Source organism: Pseudomonas sp. ASL3, assembly GCF_056680425.1.
Genome location: NZ_CM155281.1, coordinates 2056111 through 2074906, shown reverse-complemented (window position 1 = coordinate 2074906; position 18796 = coordinate 2056111). Strand labels below are relative to the sequence as shown.

14 protein-coding genes and 1 pseudogene are annotated in these 18796 nt (G+C 59.5%); all 15 read right to left on the bottom strand.

Annotation, left to right across the window (positions count from 1 at the left end; all coding sequences use genetic code 11):
* Positions 1–49: 49 nt before the first annotated feature.
* The 15 genes and pseudogenes from AC1MEE_RS09470 to AC1MEE_RS09400 all read right to left on the bottom strand — a co-directional run bounded on the left by AC1MEE_RS09470 (position 50) and on the right by AC1MEE_RS09400 (position 18796).
* Positions 50–664 (bottom strand): response regulator transcription factor, encoded by a 615-nt coding sequence (locus AC1MEE_RS09470; RefSeq protein ID WP_480415081.1) that lies wholly within the window; start codon positions 662–664, stop codon positions 50–52.
* A gap of 25 nt (positions 665–689) precedes the next feature.
* Positions 690–2228 (bottom strand): ATP-binding protein, encoded by a 1539-nt coding sequence (locus tag AC1MEE_RS09465; RefSeq protein WP_480415080.1) that lies wholly within the window; start codon positions 2226–2228, stop codon positions 690–692.
* Between the two features lie 249 nt (positions 2229–2477).
* Positions 2478–4073: a glycosyltransferase family 39 protein gene (locus tag AC1MEE_RS09460; RefSeq protein ID WP_480415079.1), complete on the bottom strand. Its 1596-nt coding sequence runs from the start codon at positions 4071–4073 to the stop codon at positions 2478–2480.
* A 221-nt stretch (positions 4074–4294) separates the two neighbouring features.
* Positions 4295–7381, bottom strand: a complete 3087-nt coding sequence (locus AC1MEE_RS09455; protein ID WP_480415078.1) for an error-prone DNA polymerase — start codon at positions 7379–7381, stop codon at positions 4295–4297.
* On the bottom strand, positions 7378–8793 hold the full coding sequence (locus AC1MEE_RS09450) for a Y-family DNA polymerase (RefSeq protein WP_480415077.1): 1416 nt from the start codon (positions 8791–8793) through the stop codon (positions 7378–7380). Before AC1MEE_RS09450 ends, AC1MEE_RS09455 begins: the two co-directional genes overlap by 4 nt.
* A 7-nt stretch (positions 8794–8800) precedes the next feature.
* The gene (gene imuA / locus AC1MEE_RS09445) at positions 8801–9418 is read right to left on the bottom strand and encodes a translesion DNA synthesis-associated protein ImuA (RefSeq protein ID WP_480415076.1); all 618 of its coding nucleotides are present in this window, start codon (positions 9416–9418) and stop codon (positions 8801–8803) included.
* Complete coding sequence (gene lexA / locus AC1MEE_RS09440) at positions 9418–10047, bottom strand: transcriptional repressor LexA (protein ID WP_480415075.1); 630 nt, start codon at positions 10045–10047, stop codon at positions 9418–9420. The genes imuA and lexA overlap by 1 nt, the downstream gene beginning before the upstream one ends.
* A gap of 304 nt (positions 10048–10351) precedes the next feature.
* Positions 10352–10633: pseudogene (locus AC1MEE_RS09435) on the bottom strand (DUF971 domain-containing protein); the annotation flags it as partial.
* Between the two features lie 15 nt (positions 10634–10648).
* On the bottom strand, positions 10649–11611 hold the full coding sequence (locus AC1MEE_RS09430; protein WP_480415074.1) for a HEAT repeat domain-containing protein: 963 nt from the start codon (positions 11609–11611) through the stop codon (positions 10649–10651).
* Between the two features lie 5 nt (positions 11612–11616).
* Complete coding sequence (locus AC1MEE_RS09425) at positions 11617–12465, bottom strand: ABC transporter ATP-binding protein (protein WP_480415073.1); 849 nt, start codon at positions 12463–12465, stop codon at positions 11617–11619.
* On the bottom strand, positions 12465–13247 hold the full coding sequence (locus tag AC1MEE_RS09420) for an ABC transporter permease (protein WP_480415072.1): 783 nt from the start codon (positions 13245–13247) through the stop codon (positions 12465–12467). The genes AC1MEE_RS09425 and AC1MEE_RS09420 overlap by 1 nt, the downstream gene beginning before the upstream one ends.
* Before the next feature lie 168 nt (positions 13248–13415).
* Complete coding sequence (gene ltrA / locus AC1MEE_RS09415) at positions 13416–14699, bottom strand: group II intron reverse transcriptase/maturase (protein WP_480410935.1); 1284 nt, start codon at positions 14697–14699, stop codon at positions 13416–13418.
* Between the two features lie 526 nt (positions 14700–15225).
* A complete protein-coding gene (locus tag AC1MEE_RS09410) occupies positions 15226–16632 on the bottom strand; it encodes an ABC transporter substrate-binding protein (RefSeq protein ID WP_480415071.1) in 1407 nt (468 codons plus the stop codon).
* A gap of 132 nt (positions 16633–16764) precedes the next feature.
* Positions 16765–17010, bottom strand: a complete 246-nt coding sequence (locus AC1MEE_RS09405) for a 4Fe-4S dicluster domain-containing protein (protein WP_003180418.1) — start codon at positions 17008–17010, stop codon at positions 16765–16767.
* A gap of 55 nt (positions 17011–17065) precedes the next feature.
* On the bottom strand, positions 17066–18796 hold the full coding sequence (locus AC1MEE_RS09400; protein ID WP_480416192.1) for a fumarate reductase/succinate dehydrogenase flavoprotein subunit: 1731 nt from the start codon (positions 18794–18796) through the stop codon (positions 17066–17068).

Here is an 18796-nt window from a genome sequence, read left to right as displayed (position 1 = left end):
ATCAGCCCTTACCGGCGATTGACCCTATGTATAATTGTGCTGCGCTGGCTCAGGACGCCATGCCCAGAAGCTCCCACATTTTCAGCAGATCAATCAATGTCCGCGCCTGCATTTTGGTCATAATGTGCCGCTTATGAACTTTTGCAGTTATTTCACTCGTACCGATCTCATGAGCGATCTGCTTGTTCATTTTCCCAGTGATCAACAACGCCATGACCTCACGCTCGCGCGGCGTTAGTGACTCGAAGCACTGCCTGATAGCCACCAATCGGATTCTGTTGGCCAATTCCTTTTCATCCTGGGCAAGCGCCTGACGAACCGTTTCCAATAACTGGTCCGGGTCGAAGGGCTTGGTCAGAAACTCATGTGCACCCGCTTTGATTGCCTTGACCGACATCGGAATCGTTCCGTAGCCGGTCATGAAGATAATCGGAAATCGATGGCCCAGGTGCGCCAGCCCGGCTTGTAGATCGAAACCGTTCGAGCTGGCCAGATTGACGTCGAGCAGCAAGCAGGTCGGCTGCTCGGCAAAGTCTTCGAGAAGAAACGCTCGGGCGGTCGCGTACGTCTTCGCGGCAATGTCCGCTGAACGCAACAACCGTGACAACGACTGACGAATGGATACTTCATCGTCGACGATATAAACCAGAGGGCTTGTTTTCATGCAATGACTGTCCACTGATCCGTGACTACTGTCGGGCTGCCAGAACCCTTTGATGATTAGCGTGGAATTGGCTCGGTTCGGGCAGGGTCGCGCGGGACCGCAACTTTTCCAGAGTCGCCCCATCCTCAGTGCGAAGCGAGTTTTCCAGACGACCGGTTTTCTCTGGCTCAACCGATCTATAGCCGGGCGAGTCCCTGAGTTTTTCCAACGCATAAGTCCGTGTGGCGTCCAGCAAACGATAGAACCTGAGCGGACCCTGGGCAATGATCATAAGCAACGACTTGGAGGCCAGCCCCACGACACAGTCCATCACCCGCTCTCGAGACAACCCGGTGCCTGCGGTAACCTTGCACGCCAAGTCCAGGGTGAAGCGCCCGCTGAGTGTGCCGAGATGGCGCAGCACAATCCTCTCTCCAGCACTCAACAGTTGATAACTCCACTCTAGGGAGGCTTCAAGCGTCTGATGACGCTGTGGAGCGGTTCTGAGTCCGGCCGCCAACAAATGCAGGCCATCCTCCAGCTCGGTGACCAGTTCATACAACCCCAGGGTCGATGCGCGGGTGGCGCCCATTTCCAGTGCCAACGGGATGCCATCAAGCTTACGGCACACCCAACCGACAAACTCGATGCTCTGTTCATCCCGTGAAAAACTCGAGTCAAAAGCCCCTACCCGCTCCAGGAATAGCCGCGCCGAACTGCTTTGAAGAATCTGCGTGCTGTCGGCGCCAGCCTCTGGCGTATCAAGCGGCGGGACACTCATTGTGCGCTCGACACTGATGCGCAAGGGCTCGCGACTGGTCGCGAGCATTTTCACTGCAGCGCAGTGGCGAATGATGTGCTCGCAGAGTGAAGCCGCCGCCTCTATGACGTGCTCACAGTTGTCCATAACGATCAACAGCTGACGTTCGCCCAGTTGCGCCACGATCGTATCCAGGATGGATTCGCTGGCAGAGCAGTCGATATTCAGGGCGCAAGCAAAGGCTTCGAGGACCAGTTCCGAACACTTCAACTCCTCCAGCGGGACAAAAAAAACCTCCATCGCCTCGCGCGTCATGAGTTGATGGCCGACGGCGCGGGCCAACACTGTCTTGCCTATACCGCCAGTGCCTACCAGCGTCACCAGCGGCGATTCCCGCAGGGCATCGCAAACCTCAACCAGCAAGAGGTCCCGACCAATCAATTGCACGTTGCGCGTGAGCAGGTTATTCGTCGATACCGTATGGACAAGCGTTGATGCCGGCAACGAGGAATCCTGCTCTTCCAGATACGTGGCATTGTCCGGTTGTACGAGCCGATAGCCTCGCCCGGGCACGGTTCTGATCATGTCACGGTCACCGCCCAGCGCTTTGCGCAACGCGGAGATGTGGACCTGCAAATTGTTTTCTTCGACAACCGTTTCGGGCCAGACGTGATGAAGAATGTCGTCCTTGGTCACCAGTTGGCCGCGAGAGCGGATGAGCATTTCAAGGATGTCGAATGCGCGGGTACCTACGCGCGAGGCCACCCCATCCTTGTAGATTTCACGCTGTTCCAGAGAAACCTTGGCTTGGCCGAGCTTTATCATCGTATTCACTCTGTCCATAGGTAGGCCGAGAAACCTGCCGAAACGGTCGGTGCACGGGCCGCTGACAGTGACTCACAGGCATGTCGTCAAAGGCTCCTGCGAGATCCTAATTCGTTGCCCCGTGCGCCGGCTATTATCTATAGGGATACGTTGGCGGCTTTGAATTGCGCAACGCCCGCGCAGCAAAGGGCGACGCGTACGCCCTTGCTACGAAGTGAATTTGAAACGTTCCGAGATGATCTCTGTGCGTCAGATCCGACAGTTCTCTTTGTTAGCGACTGTACAGATGGAGTAAAGGCGCACTTCTGTGTCGCCAACCTTCAAGTCACTCTGTTTCTTCCAGTCGTTCGGAATCGGCGTGAAGTCATCGGGCGGTGCGCTGCTACTGACCAACCACACCCGGCCGGAACCAACAGGCAATACACCCAGGCTGTCAACGTAGATTTTATTCGCGTGCTGGTCGACTAATGTCCCGAACCCATAGGCATTTGGCCGCCCCGAGGTACCGTCGGGCAGCGGCGGCGTATAGAGCAGCGGCTGAGACCCTGTCTTGTTGTAATAGACATAACTGAAATACCAAAACAAATCGCTGACCACGATACGATCGCCAGCGACATAGTGCTGATTGACATAGTCAACCATCTCATCGAACTGCGGACCGTCCACACGGTAGTCGTTATCCAGACCGACCAGTTCCACGCCGATGCCCCCTACCAGTAAGGCGATCGCCAGGACGCGAAAACGTCGTTCAAGCTGATCAAGTGCAATCGCCAGAATAATGGGCAATCCAATAGCCGAAAACATCAGATAGCGCTCGACCAGTAGCGGCGACACGAACGAGATCAGGAAAACAACCAGCAGAGGCAGAAAGGTATACGTCACCACTAAAACATGAAACTTGTAAGGGCTTCGATCACGCAGGGCAACCACCCCGGCAACCACCGCCATCGCTATCGGCAATAAGACATAGACCGGCCACAGCAAATCCATACCATCACTGAGCATTAGAAACTGCCAAATAGCTGAAGGCAGAGAGTAGCGGGTAATCGGCGGAATCCAGCCAACGTCCCCGCCCACCTTGAGCTGGTCAAGGTGCTGCAGCTGGTCAACCAGGCTTGGAATCCAGGGTGCATACAGCAAGACAATGAGGCCGTTGGCGAGCCACCATGTGGGCCGCGTGACGAGCTTGAATTTTTCAGGTGCCTGAAAACGTAGCACTGACAGATAAAACCAGTGCGCCAGCACACAGAGGCCAGTGAAGTAATGGGTGTAGAAGCTCGCCGCCATGAGCAGAGCGTATATGACGAGATAGCGGCTACGATCTGGATTTTTTACCCAATAGACCAGCGCGATGGTCGCACCCATCAGCCAGAATCCCATCAGGGAATACATTCGTACTTCCTGGCTGAAACGCACTGCAATGGGCAGCAACGCCAGTAAAACCCCGGCCAGGACAGCCGCTCGGCGCGTTGCAATCAAACGCGTCAGCCAGATACCGAGGGCTACCGTAGCAATCCCTGGGAGCACACTCATGGCCCGGATCGAAAAAATGCCGTTCCCGAATACATTCATCCACACGTGCAACAGCAGGTAGTAAAGAGGCGGATGTACATCATGAGCGCTGTGAAACCAGGTGAGCGCTGGCGAATCCTGGCTCATCAGCAGGCTGGAGCCTTCGTCACACCAAATAGCCGACGTCGTTAAACCATAAAAACGCACCGCCGCTGCCAGTGCCAGAATCGGCAAGAGCCAAAGCTCACGAACCCACAGGGCAACGCTTCGAGCCGCCAATGCAGGCTGATGGTAGAGGGGCTCGCCCACCTCATAGTCTCTTTGCAGCTTCATCCGCTCTCCAGCCTCAGTCCATCACAAGGGTACTGTCATGCTCCCCACAGCGAGGATTCAAGGCACGGGCTCCGCAATGATAATGCGAAGCACTCTATTCCAGGTGACTTCTATTACATACCTAGAAGCGATGGTACCTGCGCGTTTATTCAAACTCCAACTGTGAATAAGTCTAATCCACTCTTTATAGAGCGCTCACAGCGACAATACCGAGCGGCTCTTTACTTAAAGTCCCGACTCCGCACATCCAGTCCGGTCAGCAGCGGCGTCAGATCCTGCAACCGCCCCGCAATCATATGCCGTACGCCGTCCTTGGTTTCCAGACGGCCAGATACCTGCAGCAGTTGCGACTCCACCAGCACCCGGCGTTGGCGCTCGGCCAGATCACGCCAGACCACCACGTTGATCATTCCAAACTCATCTTCCAGGGTGACGAAAATCACCCCGCTGGCGGTCTGCGGCCGTTGGCGACCGGTGACCAGACCTGCGACGCTGATGCTCCGTCCGTGTTCGATGCCGACCAGCTCCTTTGAGCTGCGGCAGCGTCGGGCTTTGAGTTGATGACGCAGCAACGACAACGGATGCGGGCCCAGGGTGGTGCCGACGGTGGCGTAATCGGCATACAGGTCTTCGCCCACGGTGGGCAGCGGCAGCGCCACTTGTGGTTCCTCGGTGGCCGACTGTTCAGCGAACAACGGCCGTTGCGCCTCGACACCGGCCACTTCCCAACGCGCCCGGTGGCGGTGCCCGAGCAAACCGCGCAAGGCGCCGGAGTCGGCCAGTAATTCCCGCGCCCGATTATCAAGCAGTGCCCGCTGGCTGAGGTCGCTGGCATCGACAAACGCACGCTGTGCCCTTGCCCCTTCGATACGCAGCGCGTCTTCCTCGCGAAACCCACGCACCATGCGCAGTCCCAAACGAATCGCCAGATCGTTGCCACAAGGCTCCAGCGAGCAATCCCACGCGCTGTAACGCACATCCACCGGACGAATCTCGATGTGATGACGACGAGCATCCTGCAGAAGTTGATCAGGACTGTAGAAACCCATCGGCCAGCTATTGATCAGGGCGCAGGCAAAGGCCGCCGGCTCGTGGCATTTGAGCCAGCAACTGGCATAGGTCAACAGCGCAAAACTGGCCGCATGGGATTCAGGAAAACCATAGCTGCCGAAGCCTTTGATCTGCTCGAAGATATGGTTAGCGAACTCCAGGGTGTAGCCGTTCTTGAGCATGCCTTTGGTCAACCGTTCTTGATGGGGTTCCAGCCCACCGTGGCGTTTCCAGGCCGCCATCGAACGGCGCAACTGATCCGCCTCTCCCGGTGTGTAGTCGGCAGCGACGACGGCCAATTCCATCACCTGCTCCTGAAACAGTGGCACGCCCAAGGTGCGTTTAAAGACTGCTTCCAGCGCGTCAGAGGGGTACGTCACCGGCTCTTCGCCGTTGCGCCGTCGCAGGTAGGGATGAACCATATCGCCCTGAATCGGCCCCGGACGGACGATGGCGACTTCGATCACCAGATCGTAGAAGTTCTTTGGTTTCAGGCGCGGCAGCATCGCCATCTGTGCCCGGGATTCGATCTGGAATACACCAACCGTATCGGCGCGGCTGATCATTTCGTAGGTGAGCGCGTCTTCGGCAGGCACCGTGGCCAGGGTCAGGTCGTAACCCCGGTAGCGGCGCAGCAAATCGAAGGTCCGGCGCAGTGCGCTGAGCATGCCCAGCGCGAGGATATCGACTTTTAGCAGCCCGACCAGGTCCAGATCGTCCTTGTCCCACTGGATGATGGTGCGGTCGGCCATGGCGGCGTTTTCCACCGGCACCAAGGTATCCAGCGGCTGTTCGGAGATGACGAAGCCACCTGGGTGCTGGGACAGATGCCGAGGAAAGCCGATCAGTTCGCCGGTCAGGGTCAGGACTCGACGCAGGATCGGGCTGTCTGGCTCAAAACCACATTCCCGCAGGCGTTCGGGCGGGGGCAATTTATCGCTCCAGCTGCCGAAACAATCAGCCAGGGCATTGATCTGGTCGGGCGGCAACCCCAGCACTTTGGCCACATCGCGTACCGCCCCAGCGCCGTGATAAGTACTGGCCACGGCAGTGATCGCCGCCCTGCCCCGGCCATAGCGCTGAAACACATACTGCAACACCTCTTCGCGGCGCTCATGCTCGAAGTCGACATCGATATCCGGTGGTTCGTTGCGCTCTTTGGAGATGAAGCGCTCGAACAGCATGTTCATTCGCGCCGGGTCGAGTTCGGTAATGCCCAGGGCATAACACACCGCCGAGTTGGCCGCAGAACCCCGGCCCTGGCAAAGAATGTCGCGGCTGCGGGCGAACCGGACAATGTCGTGAACCGTCAGAAAGTAACTTTCGTAACCCAGTTCGGCAATCAGCCCCAGTTCGCGCTCGATCAGATCTCGCGCCTTGTCAGGTGCACCTTTCGGCCAGCGCTGACGCACGCCCTGCTCGGTCATCTCACGTAACCAACGGGTCGCAGTTTGGCCCTTGGGCACCAATTCATGGGGGTATTCATAGCGCAGCTGACCCAGATCGAAGCTGCAACGCTGGGCGATGCGCACTGACTCAGCCAGCAACGGCGGTGGATAAAGCTCAGCCAGCATCGACAACGGCCGTAGATGACGCTCGCCGTTGGGGAATAACCGGTGCCCGGCCTCGGCCACCGTGGTGTGATGGCGGATCGCAGTCATGGTGTCTTGCAGGGCGCGCCGGCCTCGGGCATGCATGTGCACATCGCCACTGGCGACTGCCGGGATATCCAATGAGCGCGCCAATGCCTGTAGGTCTGCCAGGCGTTGTCCATCGTCAGGCCCGCGATGCAATTCGATGGCGAGCCATAGCCGATCTGGAAACAGGCCGCGCAACCAACGTCCCTGTTCCTGATGTGTCCCTGCTTCGCTCGACGACGCTGGCAGCCATAGCGCCAGCAGGCCGGTCAGTGGCTGGCAAAAATCCTCGCGCAGCAGATGGTATTCGCCTTTCTTCGCTCGGCGCCGGCCCACGGTGATCAGCCGGCACAACGCCTGATAGCCGCTGAGGTTTTCCGCCAGCAGTACGATGTTCGGGCCGTCGTCGATGCGCATCTCACTGCCGACGATCATCGGCAAACCGGTCTCGCGTGACGCCTGCCAGGCACGCACGATACCGGCCAGGGTGCATTCGTCAGTGATCGCCAGGGCTTGATATCCGTGACGTTTCGCGCGTTCGAACAATTCCCGGGCGCTGGACGCCCCGCGCTGGAAGCTGAAGTTGGACAGACAATGCAGTTCGGTGTAATCGAGGTTCATGCAAACCACCCCTGCAACAGCAGGCCACCTGCCTCCCCAACCGTTTGATAGGCCCAGGCACGCTGACCCGAGCGGGTTTCAATCAGGTAATAGTCGCGCCGCACATCGCCGCCGTCCCACCAGCCGGACTCGATGCGTTCGGGTCCTGCCAGAATGCGCACACCAGATTCGTGCAGCGCGACAGGCTGCCGCAACAACCAGCCGGGACGCGGGGACAGCTGCAATGGACTGCCGGACTTGACCTCACTGCCTGGCTGCCAGGCACATTCGGGACGGTGATCGGCGTGGGCACGCAAGCCGTTGACCGCTTCATCTCCAAGGCGCGCACGCAGACGTTCGCGCAATTGCTCCCAAGGCAGCGCTTGCTGCGGGCGTTCATCGAACAATTCCCGGTGCGCCGGCACGAAACGCGGCAAATCACGCGCCAGCAGGCGCATCGCACGCACCGGCGATGGCACTTGGATCTGCTCCAGCCGCCCGCGCGCCAGCTCGAACAACATGGCCGCATCCCGCTCGGCGCTGAGCAGACCGACCGGCACCAGGGTGTCCTTGCCTTCTATATGTTCCAGATGAATCGCGAAGCGCTGGACGCCACTGTCGCGCCCGGCCAGAAACACCGCCAGATCCGAGATCAAGCGCTTGAGCGGGAACAACAGCGCTTGATGGGATTCGACGTCGAAGTTCAACTCGATGCGGCTATCGAAATAATCAGGTGGCAAGTAGCAGTCCAAGGCCAGGGCACGCTCGCCAAGCAGGGTGTCCAGATGCTGCAACACCTGCGCCGGGAAACGCCGCGCCAGCGTATTGCGCGGCAAGGCCAGCACCTGGCGTACCGTACGCAGGCCCATGCGCGCAAAAGCGGTCGCCACCTCGCGACTCAGGCCGATACGGTCGATGGGCATCAGCGCCAATGTTTCGTGCAAGGTTTCGCGTGTGGTCACGGCCAGTCCGTCATGGGCGTTCGCCAACACCCTGGCCGCGGCCGGATTGGGCGCAACCACGATGCGATGACGAAACCCCAGCGCGGTCAATTCTTCGCGCAGTCGTGCTTCGAACACCGGCCATGGTCCGAACAGGCCCAGGCTGGACTCGATTTCCATCATCAGCACCCGTGGGTACTTCAGGCTGACCTGGGAACTGAAGCGGCAAGCCCAGGCCGCCAACAAGCGATGCCAACGCTCCACTTCGGTTGGGTCGTATTCCACCATCGCAAACTCGCGCGTCAGCGCTTGAGCTGCCGTGAGCGACTGACCGGGACGCAGACCGAGGGCGCGCGCAGTCGGGTTGACCGTCTGCAACACACGACGTTGCACGGTGCCCGTCAGCAGCGCCAACGGCTCGTCGGGATCAGCGCGATGCCGCATGACGCCATCGAGCGCCAACTGCGGCAGCAAGACACAGGCCCAGAGCATATGAACCTCAGGACCCTGTCGAAAACGGGATCGGTGACGGCGGCGCCAGACCGCCCCGGCATTTGAGTACACGCAATTGTCGGGGGCGCACGTCGATGGCGATACGCAACGCTGCCGGTGACGGATTGACTGCGGCCTGAGCGGGTCGGCAGGCGAAGGCCAGGGTCTGACCGGTTTCGGCGGCCACTTGCAGACGACGCAAGGCGCGGTCGTCCGCCTGCTGCGGCCAGCACAGCACGGCGCCGCAACTGCCGGAACGCAAACATTGCTCGGTCGCCCACAAGGCATCCCGCGCGTTCGCGTCGACCATCACCAGCCAGCGCAAGTCGATGCCCGCCGCCTGCCAGGCTTGCGGGTAGGGAACGTACGGCGGCGCGACCAGCACGATACGTTCGCCGCTGCCTGCCAAGCGCGCGAGCGTCGGCCAGAGCAGCTGCAACTCGCCACTGCCATCGGCGGGAATCAGGATTTCAGTCAGTGCCGACGCCGGCCAGCCTCCGCTAGGCAGCGCAGCGTCCAGCGCCGAATGCCCGGTGGGTTGTGCGCTGACGGGCTGCGCCGCTGGCCGACCTTTCCAGACCCGACGCTCGTCCAGCAGCGCGTCGAGACTGACGACAGCGCCCATCATCCGCGCCTGACCAGACCACAGAAGACGCCCTCGATGGCGAAGTCCTGATCCGGGGACACAATGATCGGCGCGTAGGCGGGATTGCGTGGCAGCAGTCGAAACTCGCCCGACCGGGTCTCCAGGCGCTTGATGGTGACCTCTCCGTCCAGACGCGCAACGACGATCTGCCCGTCTTTGGCTTCGGCGCTTTGGAGCACGCCCACCAGATCACCGTCGAGAATGCCGTCTTCGATCATCGAATCGCCCTGCACCCGCAGCAGGTAATCCGGCACCCGGAAGAACGTTGCGCTATCCAGTAGCAACGTGTCGTGGATACCAATATCCGGGCCAATCGGCGCACCGGCGGCGACGCGACCCAATACGGGAATTTCCAGTAACTCAGGACGCTGGCGGCTGCCATGGTACTCAGTGATCAGCCGAATGCCGCGCGCCTGATTCGGTGTGACCTCGATCAGACCTGCCTCGGTCAAGGCCAGAATGTGTTTGCGCGCCACACTGCGCGAGGCAAAACCGAAGGCCTCGGCGATTTCAGCCAGGCTCGGCGACTGACCCTGCTGCACGATGCGCTCGCGGATAAAGGTCAGGATGGCGGTACGTCGGGGGCTTAATGTGCTCATGGAGTACATTTGTACTCCTTTCGAGAATTTCTGACCAGAGCCTCTTATCAAACAGCCTGTAAGTGATTGAAATAGTAAAATTAGTTTTCAGCAATCTGTAGGAGCTGACTTGTCTGCGATCGGCTGCGAAGCAGTCGCAAAATGGCTGAATTCACCACCGAATGAAGGTCCTCCGGCCCTTATCGCAGACAAGTCAGCTCCTACAGTTTTCAAAAGTTCAGTTCCTATATTTCAATCACTTACCGGTTGATAAGAGCTGACTTGAACTGGTCAAGCAATTCTGGACACTGGTTAAGGTTTGCGCCGCCAATCCCTCGGCCATCCCTGCAAGAAAGTCCCACGGATAAATCCCCCGCTCATGGCCATCGCTGAACACCAGTTGCAGGCCATAGCCCTGCGGGTGCACTTCCAGCAATCGAATGGCGGATGACACCACCGGATTCAGACCTTGCAATCGAAATGCACGGCATTGCGAGCACGGGCACTGGCGGCGCAACTGGGCGTGGCCGATCAATTGCACACGGTCATTGGCCCAGTTCAGGCGCAGTTGCTGTTTGCTTTGCGAGTTGCCGATGGCCTGCGGTGCCTGTCTCATGCTGCTCTCCTCATCTCATTGCAACTGGCTCAAAGCAATACGCACGGCTTTGCGCACTTCGGGATCGCCGTCGTTCCGGGCTGCCTGCAACACGACCACGGCTGACTCATCACCCAATTCGCCCAACGCCAAAGCGGCTTCCTTGCGCAGATTGCTGATGCTGTGGCCAAGAGCATCGATCAGGGCTGGCAGGGCCGGCGCGTAGCGTAAGCGGCCGAGGCTGCGGGTCGCGCGCAAACGCACTTGCCAATAATCATCGCCCAGCGCAGCGATCAGTGCCGGGCCTGCGTCGTCATGGCCGACCTTGCCCAGGGTGGTCGCTGCCTCTTCGCGAACTTGCCAGGCGTCATCCTGCAAGGCCAGGCGCAAGGCGGGTAAAACCCGTGCATCGATTGCCAGCCCCAAGGCGCCGGTGGCCGCGCGACGCACGTCGGTGTCCGGGTCTTCGCTGGCGAGCCGAGCCAGCTCATCGAGCGCCTCGGTCTGCTTGAGCCAGCCGAGCACGCCGACGGCCTCACGGCGGACACTGGCCTGTTCATCGTTGAGCGCAATCACCGCCGCTTGCGCCGCAGCCGGCAAGCGCAACTCTCGCAGCGCCCGGAATGCCGCAATGCGCACACTGGCGTCGGCATGCGCGGCCCACGGCAGAATCACCTTGCCTGCCTCCTGCGTCTTCAGCAGGCTCAAACTCTGGGCCGCCGATTCACGCACCTGTTGCGTTTTATCGGTCAGCGCCTGGCACAGCGCCTGAACCACATCGACTTCCTCCCAGGCCTCCAGCAAACGCGCAGCTTCGGCACGGACCTCGGCGGCGGGATCATCGCGCAAGCGATCGACCAGCCAGAGCAAACCTTCGGGCTCTTCCAAATCAGCCAGCTCGATCAAGGCAATGCGTCGCACACCGGGGTCTTCGTCCGCAAGACGGGGTTGCAAGGCACGAATGTCGGGGTTGTCGATTTCGATCGTATTAGTAGTCATAGCGCTCATATGGCGAACCGCGGTCGGTTGTTTTCCAGGGGAAGTCCGAGAGGGTTCAGGCGCGGTAACTGCCGACCGTCTTCGTGACGCAGTAACTCGAGGCAATGACGCTTCAAGCGGGAAAATTCGGGGCTGGTGACCAGTTCGGTCAAACGCGGGCGAGCGAAGTCCAGGCGCAAGTCTTCGATAATGCGACCGGGGCGTGAACTCATCACCAGAATGCGGTCGGCCAGAAACAAGGCTTCGTCGATGTCATGGGTGACGAACACCACCGTGGTGCGGATGCGGGTCCAGATATCCAGCAGCAGTTCCTGCATCTTCAGGCGTGTCAGCGCATCCAGGGCGCCGAACGGTTCGTCCATCAGCAACAAACGCGGACGGTTGATCAGCACCCGGGCGATCTCTACACGCTGCTGCATGCCGCCGGAGAGCTGATTCGGCCAGCGACCAGCGAAGCCGTCCAGGCCCACCAGCGAAAGCATTTCATTGGCGGCGGCCTGCCGTTCGGTCTTGCCCACGCCGCTCATTTTCAGGCCGAAGGCAACGTTGTCGCGCACCGAGCGCCACGGGAACAATGTGTGTTGCTGGAACACCATGCCGCGTTGCGGTGACGGACCTTGCACCGGCGAACCATCGACTTCCAGCCGACCCTCGCGCGGTTGCAGATGGCCGGCCAACGCGCCGAGCAAGGTCGATTTGCCGCAACCTGATGGCCCGAGGATGCACACGAATTCGCCGGGTTCGATCTGGCATTCCAATGCCTGCACGGCCTCGAACGCGTCTTTCTGCTCGCCAAGGGTGATGGACAGGTTATGGATGTCGATACGACCGGCATGTTTTTGCGCAATGCTCATCACGTGTTACCTCGCGGTCGATACCAAGGGGTCAACAGCCCGCCCAGACGCGTGATCAGCCAACTGCTGCCCATGCCGAGCACGCCGATCAGCAACATGCCAACGACAATGTCGGCGTAGTTCTGCAGGGTGTAGGACTCCCAGGTGTAATAGCCGATGCCGAATTGGCCGGAGATCATTTCTGCGGTCACCAGGCAGAACCACGAGGTGCCCATACCAATGGCCAGGCCGGTGATGATGCTCGGCGCCGAGCCCGGCAGAATCACCTCCAGCAGAATCGCCCGGCGCCCTGCCCCGAGGCTTTTTGCCGAAGCGATCAGGCGCGGATCGACCCCATCTACGCCCTGCACGGTATTGAGCAGGATCGGAAACAGCGCGCCGGTGAACGTGATGAAGATCATCGACAGCTCCGACGACGGGAGCATCAGAATCGCCAACGGAATCCAGGCCACGGCCGGGATCGGGCGCAGCACTTCCAAGGGTGGCAGCAACACATCCTCGGCCCACTTCGAGCGGCCGATCGCCACACCCAAGCCGATACCGACCAGCATCGCCGCCACATAACCGGCAAACACCCGGCTCAGGCTGGCGCTCAAATGCCGGCCGAGCTTGCCTGAGTCCATCAGGCTCTGGGCCGCCTGTACCACCGCCAGTGGCGTAGGCACATTGGCGAAGGTGACCAGCCCCAGATTCCAGTGATGGCTGGCGGCCAGTTGCCAGAACAGCACACACATCAGCAGCGACGCCGTGCGCGGGATCCAGCGGATAAATGATGCGGGCATGGGTGTTTTCCTGAGAGATTCCGTGTTGTCCGGTAGATCGCCTTCGCGAATAAAATCGCTCCCACAGGGAATTGCATGTTTTCTGATCGGGTCGAGGTAACGGGACTAGCCCGTTACCCCTCCCACACCACCGGACGTGCGGTTTTCCGCATCCGGCGGTTGGACTGCTCAGCATTGTGCTGAGGCGAGATCCTGCGCGGTGATCAGGCCATATTGCTTCAAGCGTTTGTTGTTCAAGGCTTGGTGCATGGCCGGATGTGCCGCCGCTTTCCAAGCTCCGTCGTGAAAACTCACTCGCGCAAGCCCTCGTTTCGAGATGCCCATCTTCAGCAGTTGGGCCATACGACCCTTGCGGTTATGCCACCGCTGCCAAAAGCACTTGCGCATGTGGCGCCGCGTCCATTGTGAGAGCTGCGTGAAGTTTCGCTCCGTGGCCAGCCGGAAATAACCAAACCAGCCAAGAAGATAACCTCTCCATTGCTCAACCAGTTCCCGGGAGGTGAGTCCCTGTCTGGCTGACCAACATTCACGAACGCGTTTGCGGTATCGTTTGACCGTCCTGCCCGACAGGTGATTGTTGCCTTCCTCGTCGATCAGATAACCCAGAAAATCGCGTTCCCAAGGACGACCCGTGCCGCTCTTGCTGGCATTGACCTTCAGCTTCAGGTGTTTCTCGATCCACGCCACGATGCTTTCCAGTATTCGCTCTGCGCTGCGCTCGCTTTCGACAAATATCATCAGGTCGTCTGCATAGCGACAGAAGCTCAGCCCTCGAGCTTCCAGCTCCTTGTCCAGCGGGTCCAGATACAGATTGGCCAGCAGCGGACTCAGCGGACCACCTTGCGGTACGCCCGCCGTGCGTTTGTGCCGCTGGCCGTTCAGGACCATGTCCGCGCGCAGGTTCGACGCCAGATACTTGTTCAGCCGCTTGTCCCGGATGTCGCGGGTGATGCGCGTCATGAGTCGGTCGTGATTGACCTCGTCAAAGAACGCTTCAATGTCCACATCGACAACCCAGGTCTTGCCGCTGAGCACGAAGTCTTTCGCCGCCCTGATCGCGTCAAGGTTGCTGCGCCCGGGCCTGAACCCGTAGCTGTGCTCACTGAAACCACCGTCCCAAAGCTTCGTCAGTTGCTGGCTTACCGCTTGCTGGATCACTCGATCCTGCGTGTTGGGAATCCCCAGCAGCCGTTCTCCGCCTTGGGGTTTGCCGATCGTTTTACCCCTGATCGGACCGGGCTGGTAGCTCCCGGCCAGAAGCTTTTCCTTGATGCCCGGCCAATGCTTGACCAAGTGCGCTTCGAGGTCTTCAGTGCTAATACCGTCAACCCCGGGCGCACCTTTGTTGGCCCGGACTTTCTTGAACGCACGGCGCATGTTGTCAGCCTCGACAACCTGCTCCACGCTGATTTCGCTCAACACGTCTCCAGTTTCCTGTTCCGTCTGACACATCACTCGCTCTTTCCTTTCATTAGTTCTCCGGGATCCACCCGGGCATTCATGTCCGGCCAACCCGTCGGTGTCACTGCACTTTTCCGGGTTCGGTTTCAAAGAGCTCTGGCTCAATGTAAGAAGTCCATTACGGGTGTTGTTTATCCTTCGGCCCTTTGCTCCAAGCGCATTACCGCTCATCTTCGCTACTACGGCCTCTGCTGACTTCTCGCTCACTGACGTGTGCGAGATCTCCCCGGGTAAGGTGCCAAAACCATCGGCCCGTGCCGTCAGGCTCTACTGAATGCGTCTTTCGGTGACAGTCGGATTTCGTGGTTCCCAGCACACTAATCGCCCGCATCCAGCCTCGCTGCCTGTTCGTGTTCCTACGGTCGTGCCTTTGCTACGCGCTTCTTTCAGCTTGGCCTCACGGCGTCCACCTTGCGTTTCACTACAGTTGTCGTCACTTACTCTGGCCATCGCTTTCAGATGGCTGGTTTTGGCCCATGCCGGGCACACTGGGAGCGAATTCATTCGCGAATAGGCCTCAGCGACTGGCGATGACCTTGGCGCTCGCATCAGCGAAATCTAGGACTTTGCCGCCTTGGGCCTCGGCATAACGCTGCGCCTGGCCCTTGAGCAGGAAAGCGCTGAGCCGGCCTTTGGCATCACTGGCGAACCAGGCCTGATCGGCGAGCAGTTTGATCCCGCTGTCGTTAGCCTTGGCGTAGATCGCGCGAATGCTTTTACCTTGTTTTTTCAAACCGTCCAGCGCGCTGAAGGCTGATTCAGCCGACGCGTAATGGCGGACTTTCGGCTCACCTTTGACCCAGATTTCAGCCACACGCGTGAAGTCGCTAATGGGCTTCCCGCTAATCGCGTCAGTGGCCTTGAGCGGCGTCTGTGCGTAGTTGGCCAGTTGTGCGTTGTAATCCAGCCCCGAGGCTTTATACGCGGCGCGGATGTACTGATCGTCGATGAAGTTGTTCAGATCAAGCCCACGGTCGGCCTTCTTCAGCAGCTTGAGGGTATCGATGGCGGTGCCTACGGCCTGACGGTATTCAGGTTTCCAGGTCATCTCGCGAGTCTGCACACCCAGCGGGCCATGGAACAGGTAATTGACCTCGGCTTCGATGCCAGTGACTTTTTCGATCAGCTCGCTGTATTTCTCGGGTTCGGCCGCCAGCAATTGATTGGCTTCGATGCCCGCTCGCAGGTAGGCGACCACCACCTCCGGGTATTGCTTCGCGTAGCTTTCGTCGACCAGCGCGCCATGGAACGTCGGGCTATTGGACTGTGAGCCGTCATAAATCTTGCGGGCGAAACCACGATTCGGGAACAACTCGGTATAGGGCACGAAATCGGCGTGAGCGTCGATTTTCCCCGCCTGCAAGGCCGAGCCAGCGACTTCCGGGGCCTGGGCGATAATATTTACGTCCTTGAGTGGATCCCAACCCTCGGCGGCCACCGCGCGCAGCAACATGCCATGGGCGGTCGAAGCGAAGGGCACGGAAATGCTCTTGCCCTTGAGCTCGGACAGCGACTGCACCGTTGAGCCGCTGGGCACCACGATACCGTTGCCACTGCCTTTGATACTGCCGGACAGCACGCTGATGAACAGGCTGTGTTTACCCGCCGTTTCGAACGCTACGCCGTTGAACGAACCGGGGAAATCAGCCATGGCGCCGAAGTCCAGCTTGCCGGCGACCATTTCATTGGTCAGCGGTGCACCGCTGGTGAAGTTCTTCCACTCGATGTCGTACTTCGCGTCTTTGTACTGACCGTCGTGGGGCAAATATTTGTCCAACAGGCCCAGTTCGCGAATCAACAAACCGCCGGCGGCGCAATTGATGGTGGCGTCCTGGGTGCCGATGGCGATGCGGATGGTTTCCGCCTGAGCAGACAAGGTCAATGAGGCCAGTACAAAACCGGCCAGGGTTGCACGCAATAACATGGGTTTATCCCCTCGAATCATTTATTGGTTTCGTCTCCGCCGCGATAAAGCGCGGTGGGAAACGAGGGGTGTTTTTTCGGGCGTCCGGTGGCAGCCGGATGGCTTTGCTCGGTCAACAGACCAGCGACTCGTTCAACGCAGCAGGTAAGGAATCTCCACCTTCACCGCGCCGGTCGGGCAATCCTTTTCGCAGGGCATGCAGTACCAGCACTCATCGAACGCCATGTAGGCTTTCTGCGTGGCCGGATTGATCGCCAGCAGGTCCATCGGACACACGTCGACGCAAACGGTGCAGCCTTTGTGGGCGATACATTTATCCTCGTCGACGGTGACAGGAGCGTTGGAGCGAAAGAAGATTTCCTGGGGCTGGTAGGCCATTTCACGGTGTCCTCGGAGCCTTCAGCTCTCTTTGGGTAACGGGTGTTTTCGCCAATCAGGCCGCGTTGGCACCGACTCGCAGCCGGTCATAGGCCTGCATTTCGTTGGCATCGAGGGGGATCACGTACGGTTCGACGGCTTTTTTGAAACTAACCATGTTGCCGTCCTCGCCCTTTTTCAGATGGCAATGGCAGAACCAGTCGGCGTCATTGCGCTGCGGGTGATCGACCCGGTAGTGGTACAACCCCCAACGACTCTCGGCGCGGTACAGCGAAGCCCGCGCCGCCATCTCGGCGCAGTCACGGATCATGCTCACCTCCATGGCACGCATCAGTTCATGGGCGTTGCTGGCTTTCATTTGCTCCAGGTCGTGCTCGATATCGCTGAAGCGTTGCAGACCAATCTGCATTTTTTTCGTCACTTTCGGCGGTTGCAGGTAGTCGTTGACGAAGCGCCGCAGCTTGTATTCGACCTGGGCCGGCGGCAGCCCATGTTCGCGGTCCAGTGGCGCGTAAACTCGCGCCTGTTCACGTTCGACCTGTTGGGTATCGAGGGCCGTGAAGTCGCGTTCGGCCACGAAATCCGCAGCATTGGTGCCAGCGAACCAGCCATAGGTGAAGGCACCGAGCATGTAGTTATGCGGGACCGCCGCCATATCACCCGCCGAATACAGGCCCTTGACCGAGGTCTCGGCGCGCTCGTTGACCCACACGCCCGACGCCGAATGCCCGCTGCAGAAACCGATCTCGGAGATGTGCATCTCGACCATATCGCTGCGGTAATCGGTGCCGCGATTGGCGTGAAACTGGCCGCGACTGGGGCGTTCGTTGCTGTGCAGGATCTGCTCGATGTTCTGGATGGTTTCTTCGGCCAGATGATCAAGCTTGAGAAATACCGGACCGTTGCCACTTTCGAGTTCCTGGTGGAACTCCCACATCATTTGCCCACTCCAGTAATCGCACTCGATGAAGCGCTCGCCTTTGTTATTGGCGGTATAGCCACCCAATGGCCCCGTGACATAAGCGCAGGCCGGGCCGTTGTAATCCTTGATCAGCGGGTTGATCTGGAAGCATTCCAGGTTCGCCAACTCGGCTCCGGCGTGGTAGGCCATGGCGTAACCGTCGCCGGCATTGGTCGGGTTTTCATAGGTGCCCATCAGGTAACCCGAAGATGGCAGCCCCAGTCGCCCGGCGGCGCCGCAGCACAGAATCACCGCCTTGGCCTTGATCACATGAAAATCCACAGTGCGGCAATCGAAGCCCATCACCCCATTCACCGTGCCTTCAGCATCGGTCAGCAAGCGGGTGCACACCAATCGATTGGTGATGCTCACCCGTGCCCGCTTCAACTGGCGGTACAGGACTTTCTTGATGTCGTGCCCTTCCGGCATCGGCAGCACATAAGCGCCCATGTGGTGGACTTTTTTCACTGCGTAATCGCCGGTCTCGTCCTTTTCGAACTTCACGCCCCAGCGGTCCAGTTGCTCGATAGTCTCGAAACTGTGGGTCGCGTAGGCATACACCGCCGCTTGATTGACGATGCCGTCATTGGCGATGGTGATTTCCTTGGTGTACTGCTCCGGTGTCGAATGGCCGGGAATGATCGCGTTGTTGAGGCCGTCCATGCCCATGCTGATGGCACCGCTGCGCTTGACGTTGGCCTTGTCGATCAACAACACGCGCAGGTTGCGATTGCGCTCCTTGGCCTTGATCGCCGCCATGGGCCCGGCGGTGCCGCCGCCGATCACAACGATGTCGTATTCCTGCTCAAGCACTGCTCGGCTCAT